The 17,978-nt window shown below is 69.5% G+C and carries 15 protein-coding genes, 1 tRNA gene and 1 other RNA gene; 8 read left to right on the top strand and 9 right to left on the bottom strand.

Annotation, left to right across the window (positions count from 1 at the left end; translation table 11 throughout):
• Positions 1 to 117 precede the first annotated feature (117 nt).
• The gene (locus QWY84_RS11970) at positions 118 to 3,207 is read left to right on the top strand and encodes an EAL domain-containing protein (RefSeq protein WP_290202945.1); all 3,090 of its coding nucleotides are present in this window, start codon (positions 118 to 120) and stop codon (positions 3,205 to 3,207) included.
• Between the two features lie 20 nt (positions 3,208 to 3,227).
• Here the strand turns inward: QWY84_RS11970 and QWY84_RS11975 are convergent, their stop codons facing one another.
• Entirely contained in the window at positions 3,228 to 3,710 is a 483-nt protein-coding gene (locus QWY84_RS11975) for a hypothetical protein (protein WP_290202946.1), read from the bottom strand.
• Between the two features lie 93 nt (positions 3,711 to 3,803).
• On the opposite strand from QWY84_RS11975, the gene QWY84_RS11980 reads away from it, so the two are divergent.
• The gene (locus QWY84_RS11980; RefSeq protein WP_290202947.1) at positions 3,804 to 4,136 is read left to right on the top strand and encodes a DUF1820 family protein; all 333 of its coding nucleotides are present in this window, start codon (positions 3,804 to 3,806) and stop codon (positions 4,134 to 4,136) included.
• Positions 4,137 to 4,170: 34 nt separating this feature from the next.
• Here the strand turns inward: QWY84_RS11980 and ffs are convergent.
• Positions 4,171 to 4,267, bottom strand: an RNA gene (gene ffs, locus QWY84_RS11985) — signal recognition particle sRNA small type.
• Positions 4,268 to 4,518: 251 nt separating this feature from the next.
• A tRNA-Ser gene (locus QWY84_RS11990) sits at positions 4,519 to 4,607 on the bottom strand.
• A gap of 171 nt (positions 4,608 to 4,778) precedes the next feature.
• On the opposite strand from QWY84_RS11990, the gene dnaX reads away from it, so the two are divergent.
• The 3 genes from dnaX to recR are packed head-to-tail and all read left to right on the top strand — an operon-like array spanning position 4,779 to position 7,560.
• Positions 4,779 to 6,563 (top strand): DNA polymerase III subunit gamma/tau, encoded by a 1,785-nt coding sequence (gene dnaX / locus QWY84_RS11995; RefSeq protein WP_290202948.1) that lies wholly within the window; start codon positions 4,779 to 4,781, stop codon positions 6,561 to 6,563.
• Between the two features lie 48 nt (positions 6,564 to 6,611).
• Complete coding sequence (locus QWY84_RS12000; protein ID WP_290203382.1) at positions 6,612 to 6,944, top strand: YbaB/EbfC family nucleoid-associated protein; 333 nt, start codon at positions 6,612 to 6,614, stop codon at positions 6,942 to 6,944.
• Between the two features lie 19 nt (positions 6,945 to 6,963).
• Positions 6,964 to 7,560 carry a recombination mediator RecR gene (gene recR / locus QWY84_RS12005; protein WP_290202949.1) on the top strand — a complete coding sequence of 199 codons (597 nt, stop codon included), beginning with the start codon at positions 6,964 to 6,966 and terminating at the stop codon, positions 7,558 to 7,560.
• Between the two features lie 6 nt (positions 7,561 to 7,566).
• Here the strand turns inward: recR and rsgA are convergent, their stop codons facing one another.
• Positions 7,567 to 8,445, bottom strand: coding sequence for a ribosome small subunit-dependent GTPase A (gene rsgA, locus QWY84_RS12010; RefSeq protein ID WP_290202950.1), 879 nt, complete (start codon positions 8,443 to 8,445; stop codon positions 7,567 to 7,569).
• Positions 8,446 to 8,562: 117 nt separating this feature from the next.
• On the opposite strand from rsgA, the gene orn reads away from it, so the two are divergent.
• A complete protein-coding gene (gene orn, locus QWY84_RS12015; RefSeq protein ID WP_290202951.1) occupies positions 8,563 to 9,120 on the top strand; it encodes an oligoribonuclease in 558 nt (185 codons plus the stop codon).
• A gap of 21 nt (positions 9,121 to 9,141) precedes the next feature.
• On the opposite strand, the gene QWY84_RS12020 is transcribed toward orn, so the two are convergent.
• From QWY84_RS12020 to ppsA, 5 genes are all read right to left on the bottom strand, one after another.
• A complete protein-coding gene (locus QWY84_RS12020; RefSeq protein ID WP_290202952.1) occupies positions 9,142 to 9,966 on the bottom strand; it encodes a sulfurtransferase in 825 nt (274 codons plus the stop codon).
• On the bottom strand, positions 9,963 to 11,192 hold the full coding sequence (gene glcF, locus QWY84_RS12025) for a glycolate oxidase subunit GlcF (RefSeq protein ID WP_290202953.1): 1,230 nt from the start codon (positions 11,190 to 11,192) through the stop codon (positions 9,963 to 9,965). Before glcF ends, QWY84_RS12020 begins: the two co-directional genes overlap by 4 nt.
• Positions 11,193 to 11,230: 38 nt before the next feature.
• The gene (gene glcE, locus QWY84_RS12030) at positions 11,231 to 12,298 is read right to left on the bottom strand and encodes a glycolate oxidase subunit GlcE (RefSeq protein WP_290202954.1); all 1,068 of its coding nucleotides are present in this window, start codon (positions 12,296 to 12,298) and stop codon (positions 11,231 to 11,233) included.
• Positions 12,299 to 12,319: 21 nt separating this feature from the next.
• On the bottom strand, positions 12,320 to 13,813 hold the full coding sequence (locus QWY84_RS12035) for an FAD-linked oxidase C-terminal domain-containing protein (protein WP_290202955.1): 1,494 nt from the start codon (positions 13,811 to 13,813) through the stop codon (positions 12,320 to 12,322).
• Between the two features lie 173 nt (positions 13,814 to 13,986).
• Positions 13,987 to 16,362, bottom strand: coding sequence for a phosphoenolpyruvate synthase (gene ppsA / locus QWY84_RS12040; RefSeq protein ID WP_290202956.1), 2,376 nt, complete (start codon positions 16,360 to 16,362; stop codon positions 13,987 to 13,989).
• Between the two features lie 216 nt (positions 16,363 to 16,578).
• On the opposite strand from ppsA, the gene ppsR reads away from it, so the two are divergent.
• Positions 16,579 to 17,400, top strand: a complete 822-nt coding sequence (gene ppsR, locus QWY84_RS12045) for a posphoenolpyruvate synthetase regulatory kinase/phosphorylase PpsR (protein WP_290202957.1) — start codon at positions 16,579 to 16,581, stop codon at positions 17,398 to 17,400.
• 52 nt (positions 17,401 to 17,452) lie between these two features.
• Positions 17,453 to 17,956: a DUF1249 domain-containing protein gene (locus tag QWY84_RS12050; RefSeq protein WP_290202958.1), complete on the top strand. Its 504-nt coding sequence runs from the start codon at positions 17,453 to 17,455 to the stop codon at positions 17,954 to 17,956.
• Positions 17,957 to 17,978: the final 22 nt, after the last annotated feature.

The raw sequence follows: 17,978 nt of genomic DNA on the forward strand, positions 1-17,978 counted from the left end.
GAAAACACACTAGCCCGTCCGCGGGTGTCGCGTCGATAGGTGATCGGGCTGCGGTTGCTTCCCTGCAACCGCCGTGTCACAACTGGTTCGGCGGAGATCCGAGGCGCCGACACGCGTATGCTGAAGAAGCGATCACTGGCCGGTCTGCCGGCGCGAGTGGCCCTGACGTACGCCGGGGCAGCGGCAGCGTGGATCGTCGCCACTGACGTGTTCCTGTTCCGGCTCGGTGACACCCCGTACACGAGCGGGTGGTTGAGCATCGCCAAGGGCCTGATCTTCGTCGTGCTGACCGGCCTGGTTGTCTACGGCGTGTTGCGCCGCGCCGTCTCCGGTCAGCAGCGGGCCCTTGATCAGCTGGTGGCCGCCGAGCGCCGCTACCGGGAGCGGCTTGACGACCTGGACCATGCCTACCTGGAAACGGATGCGCACGGATGCGTGCGCTTCTGCAATCCCGCCGCCCGGTTGCTGTTCGCGGATGCCCGCGAAGAGCTCCTGGGCACGCCTTTCGCCGAGTGCATCGCCGGCCTGGAAGCCCATCAGAGGCTGGATCGCGCCCTGCGTTGCCTGGCAGTCGGGGAGCAGGCCCGGGGGCAGTTCCGGGCCCGGCTCGCACGCACCGGTGATGCGGACCGGGAGCTGCGCGTGGACTGGTCCGTGCACCCCGCGGACCAGGTGCCCGGGCGGCTTACCCTGGTGGCGACGGAGATCACCGCCTGGGCGCGGGCGGCGCAGCAGAGCCGCAGGTTGGCCACCGTGCTGGAGGCGACGCCGGATCTCGTGGCCACCACGGATACCGCGGGTGCGATCAACTACCTCAACCGGGCGGGCCAGCGGCTGCTGGGGCTGGAGGAGGCTGACGGCGGATACGGTCGGGCCCTGGGATCGTTCATGCCGGCCTGGGCGAACCGGCTGGTGACCGAGCGCGCGATCCCGGAAGCCACGGAGCGGGGCACGTGGAGCGGGGAGACGGCCCTGATCAGCACCAGCGGCCGGGAGATTCCGGTCTCCCAGGTCGTTATCGCCCACCGGGACGAGCGCGGGCGGCTGGACTACCTCTCGACCATTGCCCGGGATATCAGCGAGCGCAAGGCCATGGACCAGGCGCTGCGCACCTCCCGCGAGCAGTACCGCTCGCTGGTGGAGAATACCCACGACGGCCTGGCCGTGGCCCGGCAGGGATTGGTGCGCTACGTCAATCCCCGGCTCTCGGAGATGCTCGGATTCGACCTGCAGGAGTACATCGGCGGCTCCTCCATGCGTTTCGTGCATCCGGAGGACCGGGACCGGGTTCGCGACTGGTACCGGGCGGTGAGGGACGATGCGCCCCGGAGCGGTACCATCCGGTTCCGCTTCCTGACACTGTCGGGCGGGGTCCGCTGGGTGGAGGGAAAGGCCGGCACCATCCTCTGGGAAGGGGACGACGCGATCCTGTCGTTCTTCACGGATATTACCGAGAAGGTCCATGCCGAGGGGCGGCTGGAATACCTGGCGGCCTACGACGCGCTGACCGGCCTGCCCAATCGGGACCTTTTCCTGGCCACCCTCGCGGACAGGATCGACCGTGCCGGGGCCGTGGGCGGCGTGCTTGCGGTGGTGTATCTCAATCTCACCCGCTTCCAGATCTACAACGACAGCTACGGCCACGAGCTGGGTGACCGGCTCCTGCGGGCGGTGGGGGAGCGGCTGTCCGAGCACGTGGCCGACAGCGACGCCGTGGCGCGGGTCGGCGGCGACGAGTTCGTGGTCGGCTTCTCCGGGCTGTCGGGCACGGCCGCGCTGCCGCCGGCGGTGCGGGCACTGTTCGACGCCGTGGGCGAGCCGTTCCGCGTCAAGGGGCAGGAGTTCTTCGTCAGCGCCAGCGCCGGTATCGCCGTCTACCCCGACGACGGCGAGGCCGCCGAGGAGCTGCTGCGCAAGGCGGCCAGCGCCCTGGAGGCCGCCAAGTCGGCCGGGGCGGGCAGCTATCAGTACTATGCGCCCGGCCTGAACGAGCAGGCGCGCCAGCGCCTGGCACTGGAGACGGACCTGCGCCACGCGCTGCGGCGCGGGGAGTTCGAGGTCTACTTCCAGCCCCAGGTGGATCTCGCCGACGGCGTTCTGCGCGGTACCGAGGCCCTGCTGCGGTGGCGGCATCCGGAACGCGGCCTGGTGATGCCGGCGGAATTCATTCCGCTGCTGGAGGAAAGCGATCTCATTCTCGATGCCGGCGAGTGGGTGTTCCGGCGCGCCTGCGAGATGCAGCGCTACTGGCGCCACGAGCTCGGGCGCGACCTGCGGGTATCCGTGAATCTCTCGGCCCGCCAGCTGGACGACCCGGGACTGGTCGAGCGCATCCGTGGCATCCTCTTGCACACCGGGGCGAACCCGCGGTCCATGGAGCTCGAGATCACGGAGAGCTCGCTGGTGCAGGATCCGTCACGGGCAGCCGATACCCTGGAAGCACTCAAGGGGCTGGGGATCAGCCTGGCCGTGGACGACTTCGGTACCGGCTATTCCAGCCTCAGCTACTTCCGGCGTTTCCCCGTGGACACCATCAAGATCGACAAGGCGTTCATCGCCGAAGTGACCAGCGATCCGGACACCGCCGAGATCGTTCGCGCCATCATCGCCATGGGGCACAGCCTGGGATGCCAGCTCGTGGCCGAAGGGGTGGAGACCGCCGGCCAGGTGCGCTTCCTGCGCCGGCAGCAGTGCGAATGGATGCAGGGCTACTATGTCAGCGAACCGGTGGATGCTGCCCGGTTCGGCGATCTCCTCGGCGGGGCGGGCGGCTGCCTGGTCAGCGTGACGGGGGAGGGCGAGGCCCCGGCCGTTCTGGTCGTGAGCGCCGACGATTCGCTCGCCGGCGAGGTCCGGGATGTCCTGCCCGATCCGGCGCCGGAGCTGTACACGGCTGCCTCGGCGGAGGCCGGTTTCGAGACCCTGGCCCGGCGGGACATGGCGGCGGTACTGGTGGACCGCGGGCTGGAGAGCATGGACGCCCTGGAGTTCGCCCGCCGCAGCAGCCTTCTCTACCCGGCGACGCGCCGGGCCCTCATCGGTGAGACCAGCGATGTCCTGCTTGGTGCCCAGGTCGGCGAGGAACGGGCGGTTCAGCATTTCCTCACCCGCGTCCTGACGAAGGAGGCGGTCCGGCAGGTGGTGGCGCGAGCCGTCGCCGATTGGCCCGGCGCCGGGACGGGTCCGGGCCGGCGCCGGCGGCCCTAGCGAACCCGGGTTACAGGACGCTAGGCGGAGGCGACGGGATAGCGGCCCCGTATCAGCTCGATGAGCTCCTCCGTGCGCTTGGCCGGCAGGGGCGGCTGCGCCGGCGGGCTGAGCGCGGCCAGGAGCTCGCGGCCGACCGCGTCCCGGCCCTCGCGGAGCTCCTCCAGCGTACCCCACCACTGCACGCGGAATACGCCGGCGGCGGCCTCATTGGCGGCCACCCGGAGCGTGTCCGCAGGGCCGCGGATCTCCAGCCCGGCAAGCAGGTTCTGCAGGGCGTCCCGCAGCTCGATGGCCCCGATGCCTTCCAGCCCGTGGCGGCGTGGCTCCACCCGGGCCAGGTACTGTCCCATCTCGCTGCGTCCCGGGAACCACATCATCGCCGCCGGCGGGCCCGCGCTCACCTCGCTGACCGTGAGCACGCCCAGGCGGTAGCGGCGCGGATCCCGCTCGCCCATGAGGGCCTCGATGTCGTCGATGTCCCGGCCTTCCCACGGAAACACGTTGTGCTGCTCCTCGGAGTGTGGACGTGCCAACGGCGGTCGCCGGGTATGGTACCCTCCGCCGCTCGTTCATTCAGAGCCTGGAGCGGCAGCATGGCGGAAGAACGTATCTACCGCATCATCTTCTTCAACCAGGGGCAAGTCTACGAGATCTATGCCCGCAGCGTGCAGCAGGGCGCCATGATGGGGTTCGTGGAGGTGGAGTCCCTGAGCTTCGGCGAGCGCACCCGGGTGGTCGTGGATCCGGCCGAGGAACGGCTGCAGTCCGAGTTCGAGGGTGTTCGCCGGACGTACATCCCCATGCATTCGGTGGTGCGCATCGACGAGGTCGAGCGCGTCGGTGCCAGCAAGGTCACCGATGCCAGCGGCAAGGTGATGCCGTTCCCGAACCCGCCCGGGTACGGACCCGGCGGCGGCAGCGAGTAGCCGCCGCCGCCCGCTGACGCAAGATGGAGGCGACGCGTACCAGCCACACCCCGGCGCCCGAGTCCACTGCTGCGGCTGCTCCCTTCCGGGCCTGACCGGGTTCACAGTGTATCGTCGCGGGGGGACCGGCACGGCCGCCATTGACTGGTGGTCCGTCGATCTTTCCTGAGCGGGACCTGCGGCCCCGCTCAGGAAAGATGGCGGAGAGGGAGGGATTGCTGCGGCGCTCACGCGCCTCGCCCTCCGGGCTGTTGCCGCTGCGCGGCAACGGGCTACTCCGCTTCGCTGCGTAGTCGAACCCGAATTGTCCATTACCGAGGGTTCGAATCCCCGGGTCCTTCGATCTTTCCTGAGCGGGACCTGCGGCCCCGCTCAGGAAAGATGGCGGAGAGGGAGGGATTCGAACCCTCGGTACCGCTTGGGTACACGCGCTTTCCAGGCGCGCTCCTTCGACCGCTCGGACACCTCTCCGGATGCGCTGATGGCCCGTGGCCATCGAAGGCGGCAAGAGTAAACCACAACGCCGGCCGGTGCAATGAGACCGGCGCCGCAGCGTATTCCGTCGCCGGCGGATGCGGGTGGTCTCCGAGGTGTTACAATCGCGTCCATTCGGCGATACCAAAATCGGATGCCCGGGGTCTCATGAGTTACCAGGTACTCGCGCGCAAGTACAGGCCGCGTTCGTTCGCCACCATGGCGGGGCAGGAGCACGTGCTGCAGGCGCTGGTCAACGGCCTGGACCATGACCGGCTCCATCACGCCTACCTGTTCACAGGCACCCGGGGCGTGGGCAAGACGACGCTGGCGCGGGTGCTGGCCAAGTGCCTGAACTGCGAGCAGGGAGTGGGCAGCGAGCCGTGCGGGGCCTGCTCGGCCTGTACGGCCATCGATGACGGCCGCTTCGTCGATCTCATCGAGGTCGACGCCGCCTCGCGCACGCGGGTGGAGGACACCCGCGAGCTGCTGGACAACGTCCAGTACGCGCCCACTCACGGCCGCTACAAGATCTACCTGGTGGACGAAGTGCACATGCTGTCCACCCACAGCTTCAACGCGCTCCTCAAGACCCTGGAGGAGCCGCCGCCGCACGTGAAGTTCCTGCTGGCCACCACCGACCCGCAGAAGGTCCCGGTGACCATTCTCTCGCGCTGCCTCCAGTTCAATCTCAAGCGCCTGCCGGCGAGCCTGATCGGCGACTACCTCCGGGGGATCCTGGAGCAGGAAGGCGTGCAAGCGGAATCCGCGGCGCTGGCGCGGCTCGCCCGGGCTGCCGACGGCAGCATGCGCGACGCGCTGAGCCTGACCGACCAGGCGCTGGCGTTCGGCGGCGGGCAGATCAGCGACGACGGCGTGCGCGGCATGCTGGGCAGCATCGAGGATCACAGCGTACTGGAGATCCTCGAGGCGCTCGCCGCCCGGGACGGCACGGAGCTGATGGCCATCGTGGAACGCCTGTCGGAGCGCAGCCCGGACTTCGCCGACGTCCTGGCGGCCATCCTGACCCAGCTCCACGCCCTGAGCCTGCTGCAGACGGTGCCGGACGCCCTGGACCCGGAGCACCCGGACCGGGACCGCCTGGAGGCCCTGGCCGCGGCGCTGCCGCCGGAAGACGTGCAGCTGTTCTACCAGATCGGCCTGACCGGCCGCCGGGACCTGCCGCTGGCGCCGGAGCCGCGCATGGGCTTCGAGATGGTGCTGCTGCGCATGCTCGCGTTCCGGCCCGACGACGACCCTGGCAGAGACGCGAGCACCGGCGGTGGCTGGGCGCAAACGGCTCCGGCGCGGGCCTCGGCGTCCGCCGGGAGCGCCGCGGCAACGGCAACGCCGGAGGCAGGGCCGTCGGTATCTGCGACGGCATCGACCGCCGAAGCCGAGGAGCAACCGCCGGCGGACGACGTACCGGAACCCGGTGTGCCGCTGGCCGAGGAGGGGCCCCCGGGTCCGGCTGCGGCCCCGGAGGCGGAGACCGCCGTGGCCGAGCCGGTGCCGGCTGCCGTGCCGGCGGCCGGCGCGTCCTCTCGGGGTGGTACGGATGACCTGCCTCCCTGGCACGAGCTCATCGGCGAGCTCGGCCTCACGGGCATGGCCCGGGCCCTGGCCATGCAGTGCAGCTGGGGTGGTTTCGAGCAGGGTACCGTTACGCTCGAGCTGGCCGGCCAGCATGCTTCACTGCGGAACAAGCAGCTGGAGGAGCGTATCGAAACAGCACTGGCAAGCCATCTCGGCGGCGCCGTGCAGCTGCGGATCCGTATCCGGCGCGAGGCCGGGGAGACGCTGGATACGCCGGCCGGAAGGGCGGAGGAGGCACGCCGGGAGCGGCAGGAGGCGGCCGAGGCGGCCATCCGCCAGGACCCGGCGGTGGCGGAGATGCAGCACCGGTTCGGCGCCGAGGTGGTACCGGATTCCATCCAGCCCACGGAGATCTGAACGGTCAGCCATTCCGGTTTCATCGGGACACGACACAGCGAGGACGACATCATGAAAGGCGGCATGGGCAATCTGATGAAGCAGGCCCAGAAGATGCAGGCGGACATGCAGAAGGCGCAGGAAGAGATTGCGCAGATGGAGGTCACCGGTCAGGCCGGTGGCGGCATGGTGTCCGTGGTGCTCAACGGCAAGCACGAGTGCAAGCGGGTGGAGATCGACCCCAGCCTGTTCGGTGACGACGATGATCGCGAGATGATTGCCGATCTGGTCGCCGCCGCGTTCAACGACGCCGCGCGCAAGGTCCAGGAGGCGACCCAGGAGCGCATGCAGGGGATGACGGAAGGCATGGGCCTGCCGCCCGGCATGAAGCTGCCGTTCTGAGCGGGGCGGATCGCGGCTGATGGCGTATTCGCCCCTGATCGAGCAGCTGATCGACAGCCTGCGCGCCCTGCCCGGCGTCGGCCCCAAGAGCGCGCAGCGCATGGCGTTCCATCTGTTGCTGCGGGACCGCCGCGGCGGCGCGGCGCTAGCCGACGTCCTGGCTGCGGCCATGGAGCGCGTCGGCGAGTGCCGGGACTGCCATCTGCCCACCGAGGACGAGCAGTGCCCGATCTGCGCCAGCGACCGGCGGGATCCGGCGCTGCTGTGCCTGGTGGAGAGCCCGGCGGACGTGTTCGCGCTGGAGCAGGCCACCGACTACCAGGGCCGCTACTTCGTGCTGGGCGGCCGGCTGTCGCCTCTCGACGGTATCGGGCCGGCCGAGCTCGGGCTCGACCGGCTGGAGGAGCGGCTGCGCGCCGGCGAGGTCCGGGAGGTGATCCTGGCCACCAGCCCGACCGTGGAAGGCGAGGCCACGTCCCAGTACGTGGCCGAGCTGGCACGGGCCAATGGTGCGACCTGCAGCCGCATTGCCCATGGCGTGCCCATGGGCGGCGAGCTCGAGACGGTGGACAGCGGCACGCTCTCCCACGCCTTTGCTGGCCGTCGCGGCTATTGAATTCTCTCAGGAGCGCTCGGCCAGGAGCTCGCGGAAGTTCCGCAGGCGCGTGGCGCTGATCCGCTGCTCGGCGGCCGCGGAGCGGACCGCGCACCCCGGCTCGTCACCGTGCTCGCAGTCGCGGTAGGTGCAGTGCGCGGCGAGCGCCGCGATCTCCGGGAAGCCCTGCTGGATGCTCGCGCGCGACAGGTGTCCCAGCCGCAGCGTGCGCACCCCGGGGGCGTCCACGATGGCGCCCCCGTCCGGCAGCGAGTACAGCGTCGTGGCAGTGGTGGTGTGCCGCCCCTGGCCGCTGGTCGCGGAGATCTCCTGGGTGCGGACGTGCCGATCCGGCACGAGCGCATTGATCAGCGACGACTTGCCGACGCCGGACTGGCCGGCGAGCAGGGTGGTCATCCCGGTCAGTGCCTGTGCCAGCGCCTCCAGGCCCTGGCCGGAGGCCGCGCTTACGGCGTGGACCGCGAACCCGTGGCGCGAGGCGGCGTCCGTCACCATCCCCGGCATGGCCAGTGCGGGATCCGCCGCGAGATCCTGCTTGTTGACCGCAATCAGCGGCGTGATCCCCAGGCTCTCGGCGAGGACCAGGTACCGGTCCATGAGGCGTGCATCCGGGGCCGGTTCCGGCGCGCACATGAACAGCAGCTGGTCCAGGTTCGCCGCCAGCGGCTTCTCGTGGCCGCGATAGTCGGTACGGATCAGGGTGTTCCGTCGCGGGTGAATGGCCTGGATGACGCACTCCCCGGGCGGGCGCCCGCTCCAGTCCACCCGGTCGCCGCACACGGGCCGGCCCGTCCGGCGCCGGGTCAGGCAACGTACCAGCGTACCGTCGGCGGTCTCCACCACGCTCTCGGTGCCGTATGTGACGAGCACCCGGCCCTGATCCATGCAATCTCCAGTGACACGACGCTTGCCGGTCCTGCCGCGGCAGGCGGCTCCGGCACGCGAGCATAGCTTCTGGTAGAATCGGCCGCAATCACACCCGCAAGCAAGGATTTCTCCCCTATGCCCCAGAGCGCCGAGAACCTGATCTGGATCGATCTGGAAATGACCGGCCTGGATACCGATCGGGATCGCATCATCGAGATCGCCACGGTGGTGACGGACAGTCAGCTGACCATCCTGGCGGAGGGGCCCATGATCGCGATCCACCAGCCCGATCAGGTGCTGCAGGGCATGGACGACTGGAACACCCGGCAGCACGGCCAGAGCGGGCTGGTCGACCGGGTACGGCGCAGCGACTACGACGAGGCCGCGGCGGAACGCGAGACCCTGGCGTTTCTCGAGCAGTGGGTGCCGGCGGGCAGGTCACCCATGTGCGGCAACAGCATCTGCCAGGACCGGCGTTTCCTCCACCGCTGCATGCCGGAGCTGGAGAGCTACTTCCACTATCGGCACGTGGATGTCAGCACGCTCAAGGAGCTGGCCCAGCGCTGGAACCCGGACCTGGTGAAGGAGTTCCGCAAGTCCGGCGCGCACCTGGCCATGGACGACGTCAAGGAATCCATCCGCGAGCTGCGCTTCTACCGGGAGCGCCTGTTCAATCTCCCCCAGGCCCTCTGAGGCCTCGCGCGCCGCTCCGGCTCAGGCCTCCACCGGCGTTTGCGGGTCGTTGCCCCACTCGGACCAGGAGCCCGCATAGCCGCGGACCCGGTCGTAGCCCAGGTAGCGCAGCACCACGTAGCTCAGCGCCGAACGGTGGTGGGTCTGGCAGTGCGTGACCACCTCCTGGTCCGGGTGAATGCCCCGCTCCGACAGCAATGCCTGGAGCTGGCCGTCCGGCAGCAGGCGCAGGTTCCGCTCCCGGTCCAGCACGCGGGTCCATTCCAGGTTCACTGCGCCGGGGATGTGGCCGCCGCGGGCGGCGCGCACGTCGATGCCGTCGAACTCCGCCGGCGAGCGGGCGTCCAGGACGGCCACGCCCGGGTCGTCGAGATGGCGCATCAGCCAGTCGCGGTCGGCCAGCGCCGGCGGCTCCGCAGGCAGGGACACGGGGTAGTGCCCGGGCTCCGGCGTATTCATGCCCGTCTCGCCGGGGTGCCCTTCGTTGAACCAGGCGTGGCTGCCGCCGTTGAGCAGGGACCATGCCCGGTGACCGCAGACGTCCAGGGTCCACAGCAGGCGGCTGGCCCGGCCGTTACCCTCGTTGTCGTAGGCGACCACGTGGTGCTCCGGGGTGAGGCCGATCTCGGCGAAGACCGCGGACAGCGCCTGCTCGTCCGGCAGCAGGCCCAGGGCCGGGGGTGTCTTGCGCACCAGCCAGGCGTAGGTCAGGTGCACGGCCCCGGGGATGTGCCGCTGGCTGTAGGCGGCCGCGTCACTGAGATCCACGATCCGCAGGCGCGGGTCGTCCAGCCGCTCGCGAAGCTGCTCGGGTTCCACCAGCAGCGGCAGTGCGGGTTGGTTCATCGCGCGTGGTCCTCCTTGGCGTCCAGCAGCTCCAGCCAGTGGCGCACGGGTACCTCGGACGCCTCGTTCAGGTGCGTAAGGCAGCCGATGTTGGCCGTGGCGATGAGCTCCGGCTTGCCCGACTGGAGATTGTCCAGCTTGTTGCTGCGCAGCTCCTTGGCCCATTCCGGCTGCAGCACCGAGTAGGTGCCGGCGGAGCCGCAGCACAGGTGCGCTTCCGGTACCGGCGTGAGCTCGAAGCCCAGGCGCCGCAGCATCGACTCCACGCGGCCGCCGAGCTTCTGGCCGTGCTGCAGCGTGCAGGGGGACTGGAACGCGATCTTGCGCGGTGCCTCCGCGGCGGGGGCCAGGCGCGCCTCCTCGTCGAGCAGCAGCTCCACCGGGTCCACCGCAAGCTCGGCGACCCGTTGCGCCCTGTCGGCATAGTCCGGGTCGTCGCCGAGAATGTGGCCGTAGTCCTTGACCTGGACACCGCAGCCGCTGGCGTTGACCACGACGGCTTCCGCCCCGGCCTCGATGTGCGGCCACCAGGCATCGATGTTGGCGCGCACGTGCTGCTTCGCCGTCTCGGGATGCCCCAGGTGCTGATCGATGGCCCCGCAGCACACACTCTCCGGCGTACGGACCACGCCGATGCCCAGGCGGTCCAGTAGCCGCGCGGTGACCGGATTGATGGGAGGCTCCAGCGCCGGCTGGACGCATCCCTCGAGCAGCAGGACCTGCCGGCTGTGCCGTGCCTCCCGGGGCCATGCCGGGGCCGCTCGGGCCTGCGGGATCTTGCCGCGCAGGCGCCCCGGCACCAGCGGCCGGAACACCTGGCCCGTGCGCAGCAGGGCGGTGAACAGGCGGCGGCGGGGGAGCACCGTGCGCAGTGCCTCGCGCATGAAGGCATCGCCGCGGGAACGGGGGACCTGCTGCTCCACCAGGGACCGGCCGATGTCCACCAGGCGCCCGTACTCCACCCCCGAGGGGCAGGTGGTCTCGCAGTTGCGGCAGGTCAGGCAGCGGTCCAGGTGGATCTGCGTGGTCTCCGTGGCGGGCTGGCCTTCCAGCACCTGCTTCATCAGGTAGATGCGCCCGCGGGGGCTGTCCAGCTCGTTGCCCACGAGCTGATAGGTGGGGCAGGTGGCCAGGCAGAAGCCGCAGTGCGTGCACTTGCGCAGGATGGCGTCCGCTTCCTGGCCTTCAGGGGTGTTCCGTATGGCGTCGGTCAGCCAGGTCTGCATAGAGGGCTCCGGATCGCTTGCTGTCGATACGGCCGGGGTCAGAGACCCGCGTACAGCCGGCCGGGGTTGAGAATGCCGTCGGGGTCGAAGGCCGCCTTGACCTGCTCGTGCAGCCGCCGGATCGGGGCCGGCAGCGGCTGGAACACCTCGTCGTGCCCGTCGCCGCCGCGGAACAGCGTGGCGTGGCCGCCGAGCCGGGCGGCCTCCCGGAAGACGTCCGCCGCCGGCGCATCGGTGCGCACCCAGTGCAGTTGACCGTTCCAGTCCGCGAGGCGTTCGCCGGGCAGCTCCGGGACGCCCTTCAGCATGGGCACGGACAGCCGCCACAGGGGCGGCCCGTCGGCGGTGAAGAACGCCAGCCGGTGATCGCGCAGGGCGTGCCAGAAGGCGGCCGGATCCTCGTCGCGGTCGCCGCCGAGCCGCTGGAGCCCGGCGTCGACGGCGAGGCGGGTGCCGGACAGGCGCACGTGCAGGGCGCTGCCGTCGTGCGCGGCCCCGGAGACGGGCACGCCATCGCGATAGGAGGCCTCCACCGCGCGGAAGCCTTCGTCCTCGCCCGTGGCCAGGGTCAGGGAGGCTTCGGCCTCGGGCAGAGGCAGCACCTTCATGGAGACCTCCAGGATGGCCCCCAGGGTGCCGTAGCTCCCGGTGACCAGCCGCGAGACGTCGTAGCCGGCGACGTTCTTCATGACCTCGCCGCCGAAGCGCATGTACTCGCCTTTGCCGTTGACGACCCGGGTGCCCAGGACCAGGTCCCGGGCCGCGCCGGCCCACGGTCGGCGCGGCCCGGACAGGCCGGTGGCGATGGCGCCGCCCAGGGTCGTGCCGTCGCCGAAGCGCGGCGGCTCGAAGGGCATCATCTGCCCCTGTTCCGCCAGGGCCGCCTCGATCTCGTCCAGGGGCGTCCCGGCCCGGGCCGTGAGGATCAGCTCCGTGGGCTCGTAATTGACGATGCCCCGGTGGCCGGACAGCTCCAGCGGGGTCCCGCCGGTTTCCCGGCCCAGGAAGCCGCGGGTGCCACCGCCCTGCAGCCGCAGGGGCGTTCCCTCCCGTGCCGCCTCGGCGATCCGCTGCGCGAGGTCTTCGGCCTGATCGTGCTCACTCATGGAAGCCGGGTCCGTCGAAAGTCAGTAACGTGGGATGTCGGGGTGCGGCAGCTCCCCGTGGTGGACGTGCATGGCGCCGAACTCGGCGCAGCGGTTGAGCGTCGGGATGGCCTTGCCCGGATTCAGCAGCCCGCTGGGGTCGAAGGCGTACTTCAGGGCGCGGAACTGCTCCAGGTCGGGCGAGCCGAACTGCACGCACATCTGGTTGATCTTCTCCATGCCGACGCCGTGCTCGCCGGTGACCGTGCCGCCGACCTCCACGCACAGCTCCAGGATGCGGCCGCCGAGCTCCTCCGTGCGCTCGAACTCGCCCGGCACGTTGCCGTCGTAGAGCACCAGCGGATGCAGGTTGCCGTCGCCGGCGTGGAAGACGTTGGCCACGCGCAGCCCGTACTCGTCGCTGAGCTCCTGCATGCGCTGGAGCACGTAGGCCAGGTGCTTGCGCGGGATGGTGCCGTCGATGCAGTAGTAGTCCGGGGAGATGCGCCCCACGGCCGGGAAGGCGGCCTTGCGCCCGGCCCAGAAGCGCGCCTTCTCGTCCTCGTCGCCGGCCACGCGGATCTCGGCGGCGCCGTATTCGTCCAGGAGCTGGCACACGCGCTCGCGCTGGGCCCTGACGTCGTCCGGGCTGCCGTCGAGCTCGCAGATGAGAATCGCCGCCGCGTCGGTGGGGTAGCCCGCCTGGACGAAATCCTCGGCGGCCTGGATGGCCAGCTTGTCCATCATCTCCAGCCCGCCCGGGACGATGCCCGCGCCGATGATGCCGGCCACGGCGTTGCCGGCCGTCTCCACGTCGGCGAACGAGGCCAGCAGCACGTCCTTGGCGGGCGGCTGGGGCAGCAGCTTGACCTTGATCTCGACGATGACCCCGAGCATGCCCTCGGAGCCGGTGACCGCGGCCAGGAGGTCGTAGCCGGCGCTGTCCAGGGCCTCGGAACCCAGGGTGACCTCCTCGCCCGCCATGGTGATCATGGTCACCTCGAGGATGTTGTGCACGGTCAGGCCGTACTTCAGGCAGTGCACGCCGCCGGCGTTCTCGGCGACGTTGCCGCCGATGGAGCAGGTGATCTGGGACGAGGGATCCGGAGCGTAGTACAGCCCGTAGGGTGCCGCCGCTTCCGAGATGGCCAGGTTCCGCACCCCGGGCTGCAGCCGCGCCATGCGCCGCTCGTGGTCGATCTCGAGGATCTTGTTGAAGCGCGCCAGGCTCAGGAGCACGCCCTGGGGATGGGGCAGGGCGCCGGCCGAGAGGCTGGTGCCGGCGCCGCGCGCCACCACGGGGAGGTTCATGTCATGACACACCCGCAGGACGTGACGCACCTGCTCGATGGTCTCGGGGATGGTGACCACCTGGGGCATCTGGCGGTAGCCGGCGAGACCGTCGCACTCGTAGGGGCGCATGGCCTCGTCATCGACGAGCAGGCTGTCCCCCTGCAGCGCCTCGGCCAGGCGCTGCACAAGGGCCTCCCTGTCCACGGTGTACTGGCAGTCTTCCGTCCGGTAGACCGAGGCCATTGCTTCTACCTCCCGGGGCCGTGCGGCGGCCGTTCGACGAATGGGTTTCCCAAGTTACACATTCTCCGGTCACAAACAACAGACCATTTTTTCCGCAGAACGACTCCGGTGGACCCGGAGGCGCCCGCAGCCCGCTGATTGCCGGGGGAACCCGGTTTTTCGACCGCGGCCGCCTAGCCGACCTCCTGGCCCGCCAGGTACAGCCAGGTCTCGACAACGGTGTCCGGGTTCAGGGAGACGCTCTCGATGCCCTCGTCCATGAGCCACCGGGCGAGCTCCGGGTGATCCGACGGCCCCTGGCCGCAGATGCCCACGTACTTGCCCTGGCGCCGGCAGGCCTGGATGGCCATGTGCAGCAGCGCCTTGACGGCCTCGTCGCGCTCGTCGAACAGATGGGCGATCAGCCCGGAGTCGCGGTCCAGGCCCAGGGTGAGCTGGGTCAGGTCGTTGGAGCCGATGGAGAAGCCGTCGAAGTACTCCAGGAACTGGTCCGCCAGCAGGGCGTTGGAGGGCAGCTCGCACATCATGATGAGCTTGAGGTCGTCACGCCCGCGCTCGATCCCGTGCTTGGCCAGGAGATTGACCACGCCCTCGGCTTCGGAGGGCGTGCGCACGAAGGGAATCATCACCCAGGCGTTGGTCAGGCCCATTTCGTTGCGCACTTTCTTGAGGGCCTTGACCTCCAGCTCGAAGCAGTCGCGGAAGTTCTCGGAGATGTACCGCGCGGCCCCGCGGTAGCCGAGCATCGGGTTCTCTTCGTCCGGCTCGTACTCGGCGCCGCCGATGAGGTTGGCGTACTCGTTGGTCTTGAAGTCCGACATGCGCACGATGACCGGCTTGGGCCAGAACGCTGCGGCCAGCGTCGAGATGCCTTCGGCGAGCCGGTCGATGTAGAACTGGACGGGATCCTCGTAGCCCGCGGTCTGGGTGCGGATGATGGTCTGCAGCTCCTCGGACTGCGCGTCGAAGTTCAGCAACGCCTTGGGGTGGATGCCGATCATGCGGTTGATGATGAACTCCAGGCGCGCCAGGCCCACGCCGGCGTTGGGCAGATTGGCGAAGTCGAACGCCCGGTCGGGGTTGCCGACGTTCATCATGAGCTTGAACGGCAGCTCCGGCATGTTCTCCAGGCTGATCTCGCGGACCTCGAAGTCCTGCCGCCCGCCGTAGATGTAGCCGGTGTCGCCCTCGGCGCAGGAGACGGTCACCTCGGTGCCGTCCTTCACCCGCTCCGTGGCATCGCCGCAGCCCACCACCGCGGGGATGCCCAGCTCCCGGGCGATGATGGCGGCGTGGCAGGTGCGTCCGCCCCGGTTGGTGACGATGGCCGAGGCGCGCTTCATGATCGGCTCCCAGTCGGGGTCGGTCATGTCGGTAATCAGGACGTCGCCGGCCTCGATGCGGCTCATCTCGCCGATGTCGCCCACCACGCGGGCCTTGCCGGCGCCGATGCGCTGCCCGATGGCGCGGCCCGTGGCCACCACGTCACCCTTGTCCTTGAGATGGTAGCGCTCCAGCGTCTGGGTGCTGTCGCGGCTTTTCACCGTCTCCGGGCGGGCCTGGAGGATGTAGAGCCTGCCGTCCTGGCCGTCCTTGCCCCATTCGATATCCATGGGGCGGCCGTAGTGCTTCTCGATGATCAGCGCCTGCCGCGCGAGGTCCTGCACCTCGTCGTCGGTGAGCGAGAAGCGCAGGCTGTCGGCCTGGTCGACGTCCACCGTGCGCACGGACTTGCCGTGGCCGTGCTCGTCGCTGTAGACCATCTTGATGGCCTTGCTCCCCAGGGTGCGCCGGAGAACGGCGGGACGGCCGGCCTCGAGGGTCGGCTTGTGGACATAGAACTCGTCCGGGTTGACCGACCCCTGGACCACCGTCTCGCCGAGCCCGTAGGACGAGGTGATGAAGACCACGTCGCGGAAACCGGACTCGGTGTCCATGGTGAACATGACGCCGGCGGCGCCGATGTCGGAGCGCACCATGCGCTGGACGCCGGCGGACAGGGCCACCTGGCCGTGCTCGAAGCCGTGGTGGACGCGGTAGGAGATGGCCCGGTCGTTGAACAGCGAGGCGAACACGTGCTTGATCGCCTGCAGGACGTTGTCCAGGCCGCGGACGTTGAGAAACGTCTCCTGCTGGCCGGCGAAGGAAGCGTCCGGGAGGTCCTCGGCGGTGGCCGACGAGCGGATGGCGAACGACGCCTCGCCGGGGGCCTCGTCCTCGATCTTCTGGTAGGCGGTGACGATCTCGTCGTGGAGGCGTTGCGTGAAGGGCGTGTCGATGACCATCTGGCGAATGCGGGCGCCCGTGTCGGTGAGCGCGTCGACGTCGTTGACGTCGAGCCCTTCCAGCGCCTCCTCGATGCGGCGGCGCAGGCCGCTGTCATCGAGGAAATCCCAGTAGGCCGCGGCGGTGGTGGCGAAGCCGCCCGGCACTTGCACGCCGGCGGCGGCGAGGTTGCTGATCATCTCGCCGAGGGAGGCGTTCTTGCCGCCTACCCGGTCGACGTCGTTCATGCCCAGCGATTCGAACCAGAGTACGTAATCCTTCAAGTCGGTTTCCCCCTGTTGCTGGCAGCGCGGATGGCTGGTGCGCCCACCGGGACGCGATCACCGCCGCTGCACCGCAAAACGTGGCGTATCCTACGAAAACCAGGGCGCCAGCGTAACCCCCGTGACCGCAAAAACGAATACGGCGCCCGGGACGCGGGCGTGGACGACTGCTACCATCAAGCCGTTTCGCGCCACCTACGGAGCCGCCAGCGGGCCATGAGCGAAATGCGCACGGTGTTCTTCATCTCCGACCGCACCGGCATCACCGCCGAGACGCTGGGTCACAGCCTGCTGACCCAGTTCGACGTGGAGCTGGAGCAGGTCACGCTGCCGTTCGTGGATGACGTCAACCGGGCGCAACGGGCCGTGGAGCAGATCAATCAGGTGGCCACGGAGTCCGGAGCGCGTCCCATCGTGTTCAGTACCGTAGTGAAAACGGAGGTGCGTGACCACCTGCGGCAGTGTCACGCCACCTTCTTCGACTTCTTCGAGACCTTTGTCTCGCCGCTGGAGCGCGAGCTCGGCGTGCCGTCGTCCCACGCCATCGGGCAGGCGCACGGTCGTGGCGACGATCGCCTCTACGACGTGCGCATCGACGCCATGAATTTCGCCCTCAACAATGACGACGGCGCTTCCACGCGGCACTACAGTGATGCCGACGTCATCATCGTCGGCGTATCACGCACGGGCAAGACGCCGGTGTCCATCTACCTTGCGCTTCAGTATGGCATTTATGCGGCCAATTATCCGCTGACCGACGAGGACCTGCTCAGCGGGCGGCTGCCGGCGGCACTGCGGCCCTATCGCAAGAAGCTCTACGGCTTCAGCATCCAGGCGGAGCGCCTGCGCGAGATCCGCCACGAACGGCGCCCGAACAGCCACTACGCGTCCCTGCAGCAGTGCCAGATGGAGGTTGCCCGCGCCGAGGGGCTGTTCCGGCGGGAGTCCATCCCGTTCGTGAAGACGACCTCCATCTCCATCGAGGAGATCGCCACCACCATGATCCTGGATATCGGCCTCAAGCGGCGGCTCTACTAGGGCGGCTGCGGGGCCTGGCAGGCGCGGCCCGGGCCTGTGTTATGCTCCCGCAATGTTCACTGATACCCGCCAGCACAGGCTCCTGGAGACGGTCCCGGCGCGGACGTTCGCGACGCTCATGGAGCTCTACGAGAACAACTACATCCTCCTGCGTCGGCTCGCCCCGCACCTGCAGGACATGGACGGGGACCACGTCTCGCGCGTGCCGGGCAGCGTCGATCTGCACCTGCGGATCCTGGAGCAGACGCCGTATACATCGTCGGCGGTGCTCACGCACTACTTCCGGCAGCCGAATCCGCGCACGGCCCAGCCGGACCTGCGACTGCGCGTCTACCACGATGCCCGCGCCGGCGAGGTGCTGCCGGACACCGACGTGAGCCACTTCGATCTCTGGAAAGGGCCGCATCCGCCGTACAAGACCCTGGAGTGGCGCTGGGAGCTGAACCGCTTCCTCAACCGCTGGCTGCGTTACTGCCTCAGCGAGGGCCACGGCTTCGCCGGCGGATGCGTCGCCGCGGAATCCGGCGGCGCCGCGTGCCGGGGGAGCACCGACTGATCCCCGAGGCTCGGCCGAACGT

Source organism: Aquisalimonas lutea, assembly GCF_030409225.1.
GTDB lineage: Bacteria > Pseudomonadota > Gammaproteobacteria > Nitrococcales > Aquisalimonadaceae > Aquisalimonas > Aquisalimonas lutea.

What these genes read in the sequence shown, in the direction of transcription:
- QWY84_RS12035 (WP_290202955.1), bottom strand. Translation starts at nt 13,813, where the DNA reads ATGGCCTCGGTCTACCGGACGGAAGACTGCCAGTACACCGTGGACAGG.
- QWY84_RS11970 (WP_290202945.1), top strand. Translation starts at nt 118, where the DNA reads ATGCTGAAGAAGCGATCACTGGCCGGTCTGCCGGCGCGAGTGGCCCTG.
- glcF (WP_290202953.1), bottom strand. Translation starts at nt 11,192, where the DNA reads ATGCAGACCTGGCTGACCGACGCCATACGGAACACCCCTGAAGGCCAG.
- QWY84_RS12020 (WP_290202952.1), bottom strand. Translation starts at nt 9,966, where the DNA reads ATGAACCAACCCGCACTGCCGCTGCTGGTGGAACCCGAGCAGCTTCGC.
- dnaX (WP_290202948.1), top strand. Translation starts at nt 4,779, where the DNA reads ATGAGTTACCAGGTACTCGCGCGCAAGTACAGGCCGCGTTCGTTCGCC.
- ppsR (WP_290202957.1), top strand. Translation starts at nt 16,579, where the DNA reads ATGAGCGAAATGCGCACGGTGTTCTTCATCTCCGACCGCACCGGCATC.
- rsgA (WP_290202950.1), bottom strand. Translation starts at nt 8,445, where the DNA reads ATGGATCAGGGCCGGGTGCTCGTCACATACGGCACCGAGAGCGTGGTG.
- recR (WP_290202949.1), top strand. Translation starts at nt 6,964, where the DNA reads ATGGCGTATTCGCCCCTGATCGAGCAGCTGATCGACAGCCTGCGCGCC.
- glcE (WP_290202954.1), bottom strand. Translation starts at nt 12,298, where the DNA reads ATGAGTGAGCACGATCAGGCCGAAGACCTCGCGCAGCGGATCGCCGAG.
- QWY84_RS12050 (WP_290202958.1), top strand. Translation starts at nt 17,453, where the DNA reads ATGTTCACTGATACCCGCCAGCACAGGCTCCTGGAGACGGTCCCGGCG.
- QWY84_RS11980 (WP_290202947.1), top strand. Translation starts at nt 3,804, where the DNA reads ATGGCGGAAGAACGTATCTACCGCATCATCTTCTTCAACCAGGGGCAA.
- orn (WP_290202951.1), top strand. Translation starts at nt 8,563, where the DNA reads ATGCCCCAGAGCGCCGAGAACCTGATCTGGATCGATCTGGAAATGACC.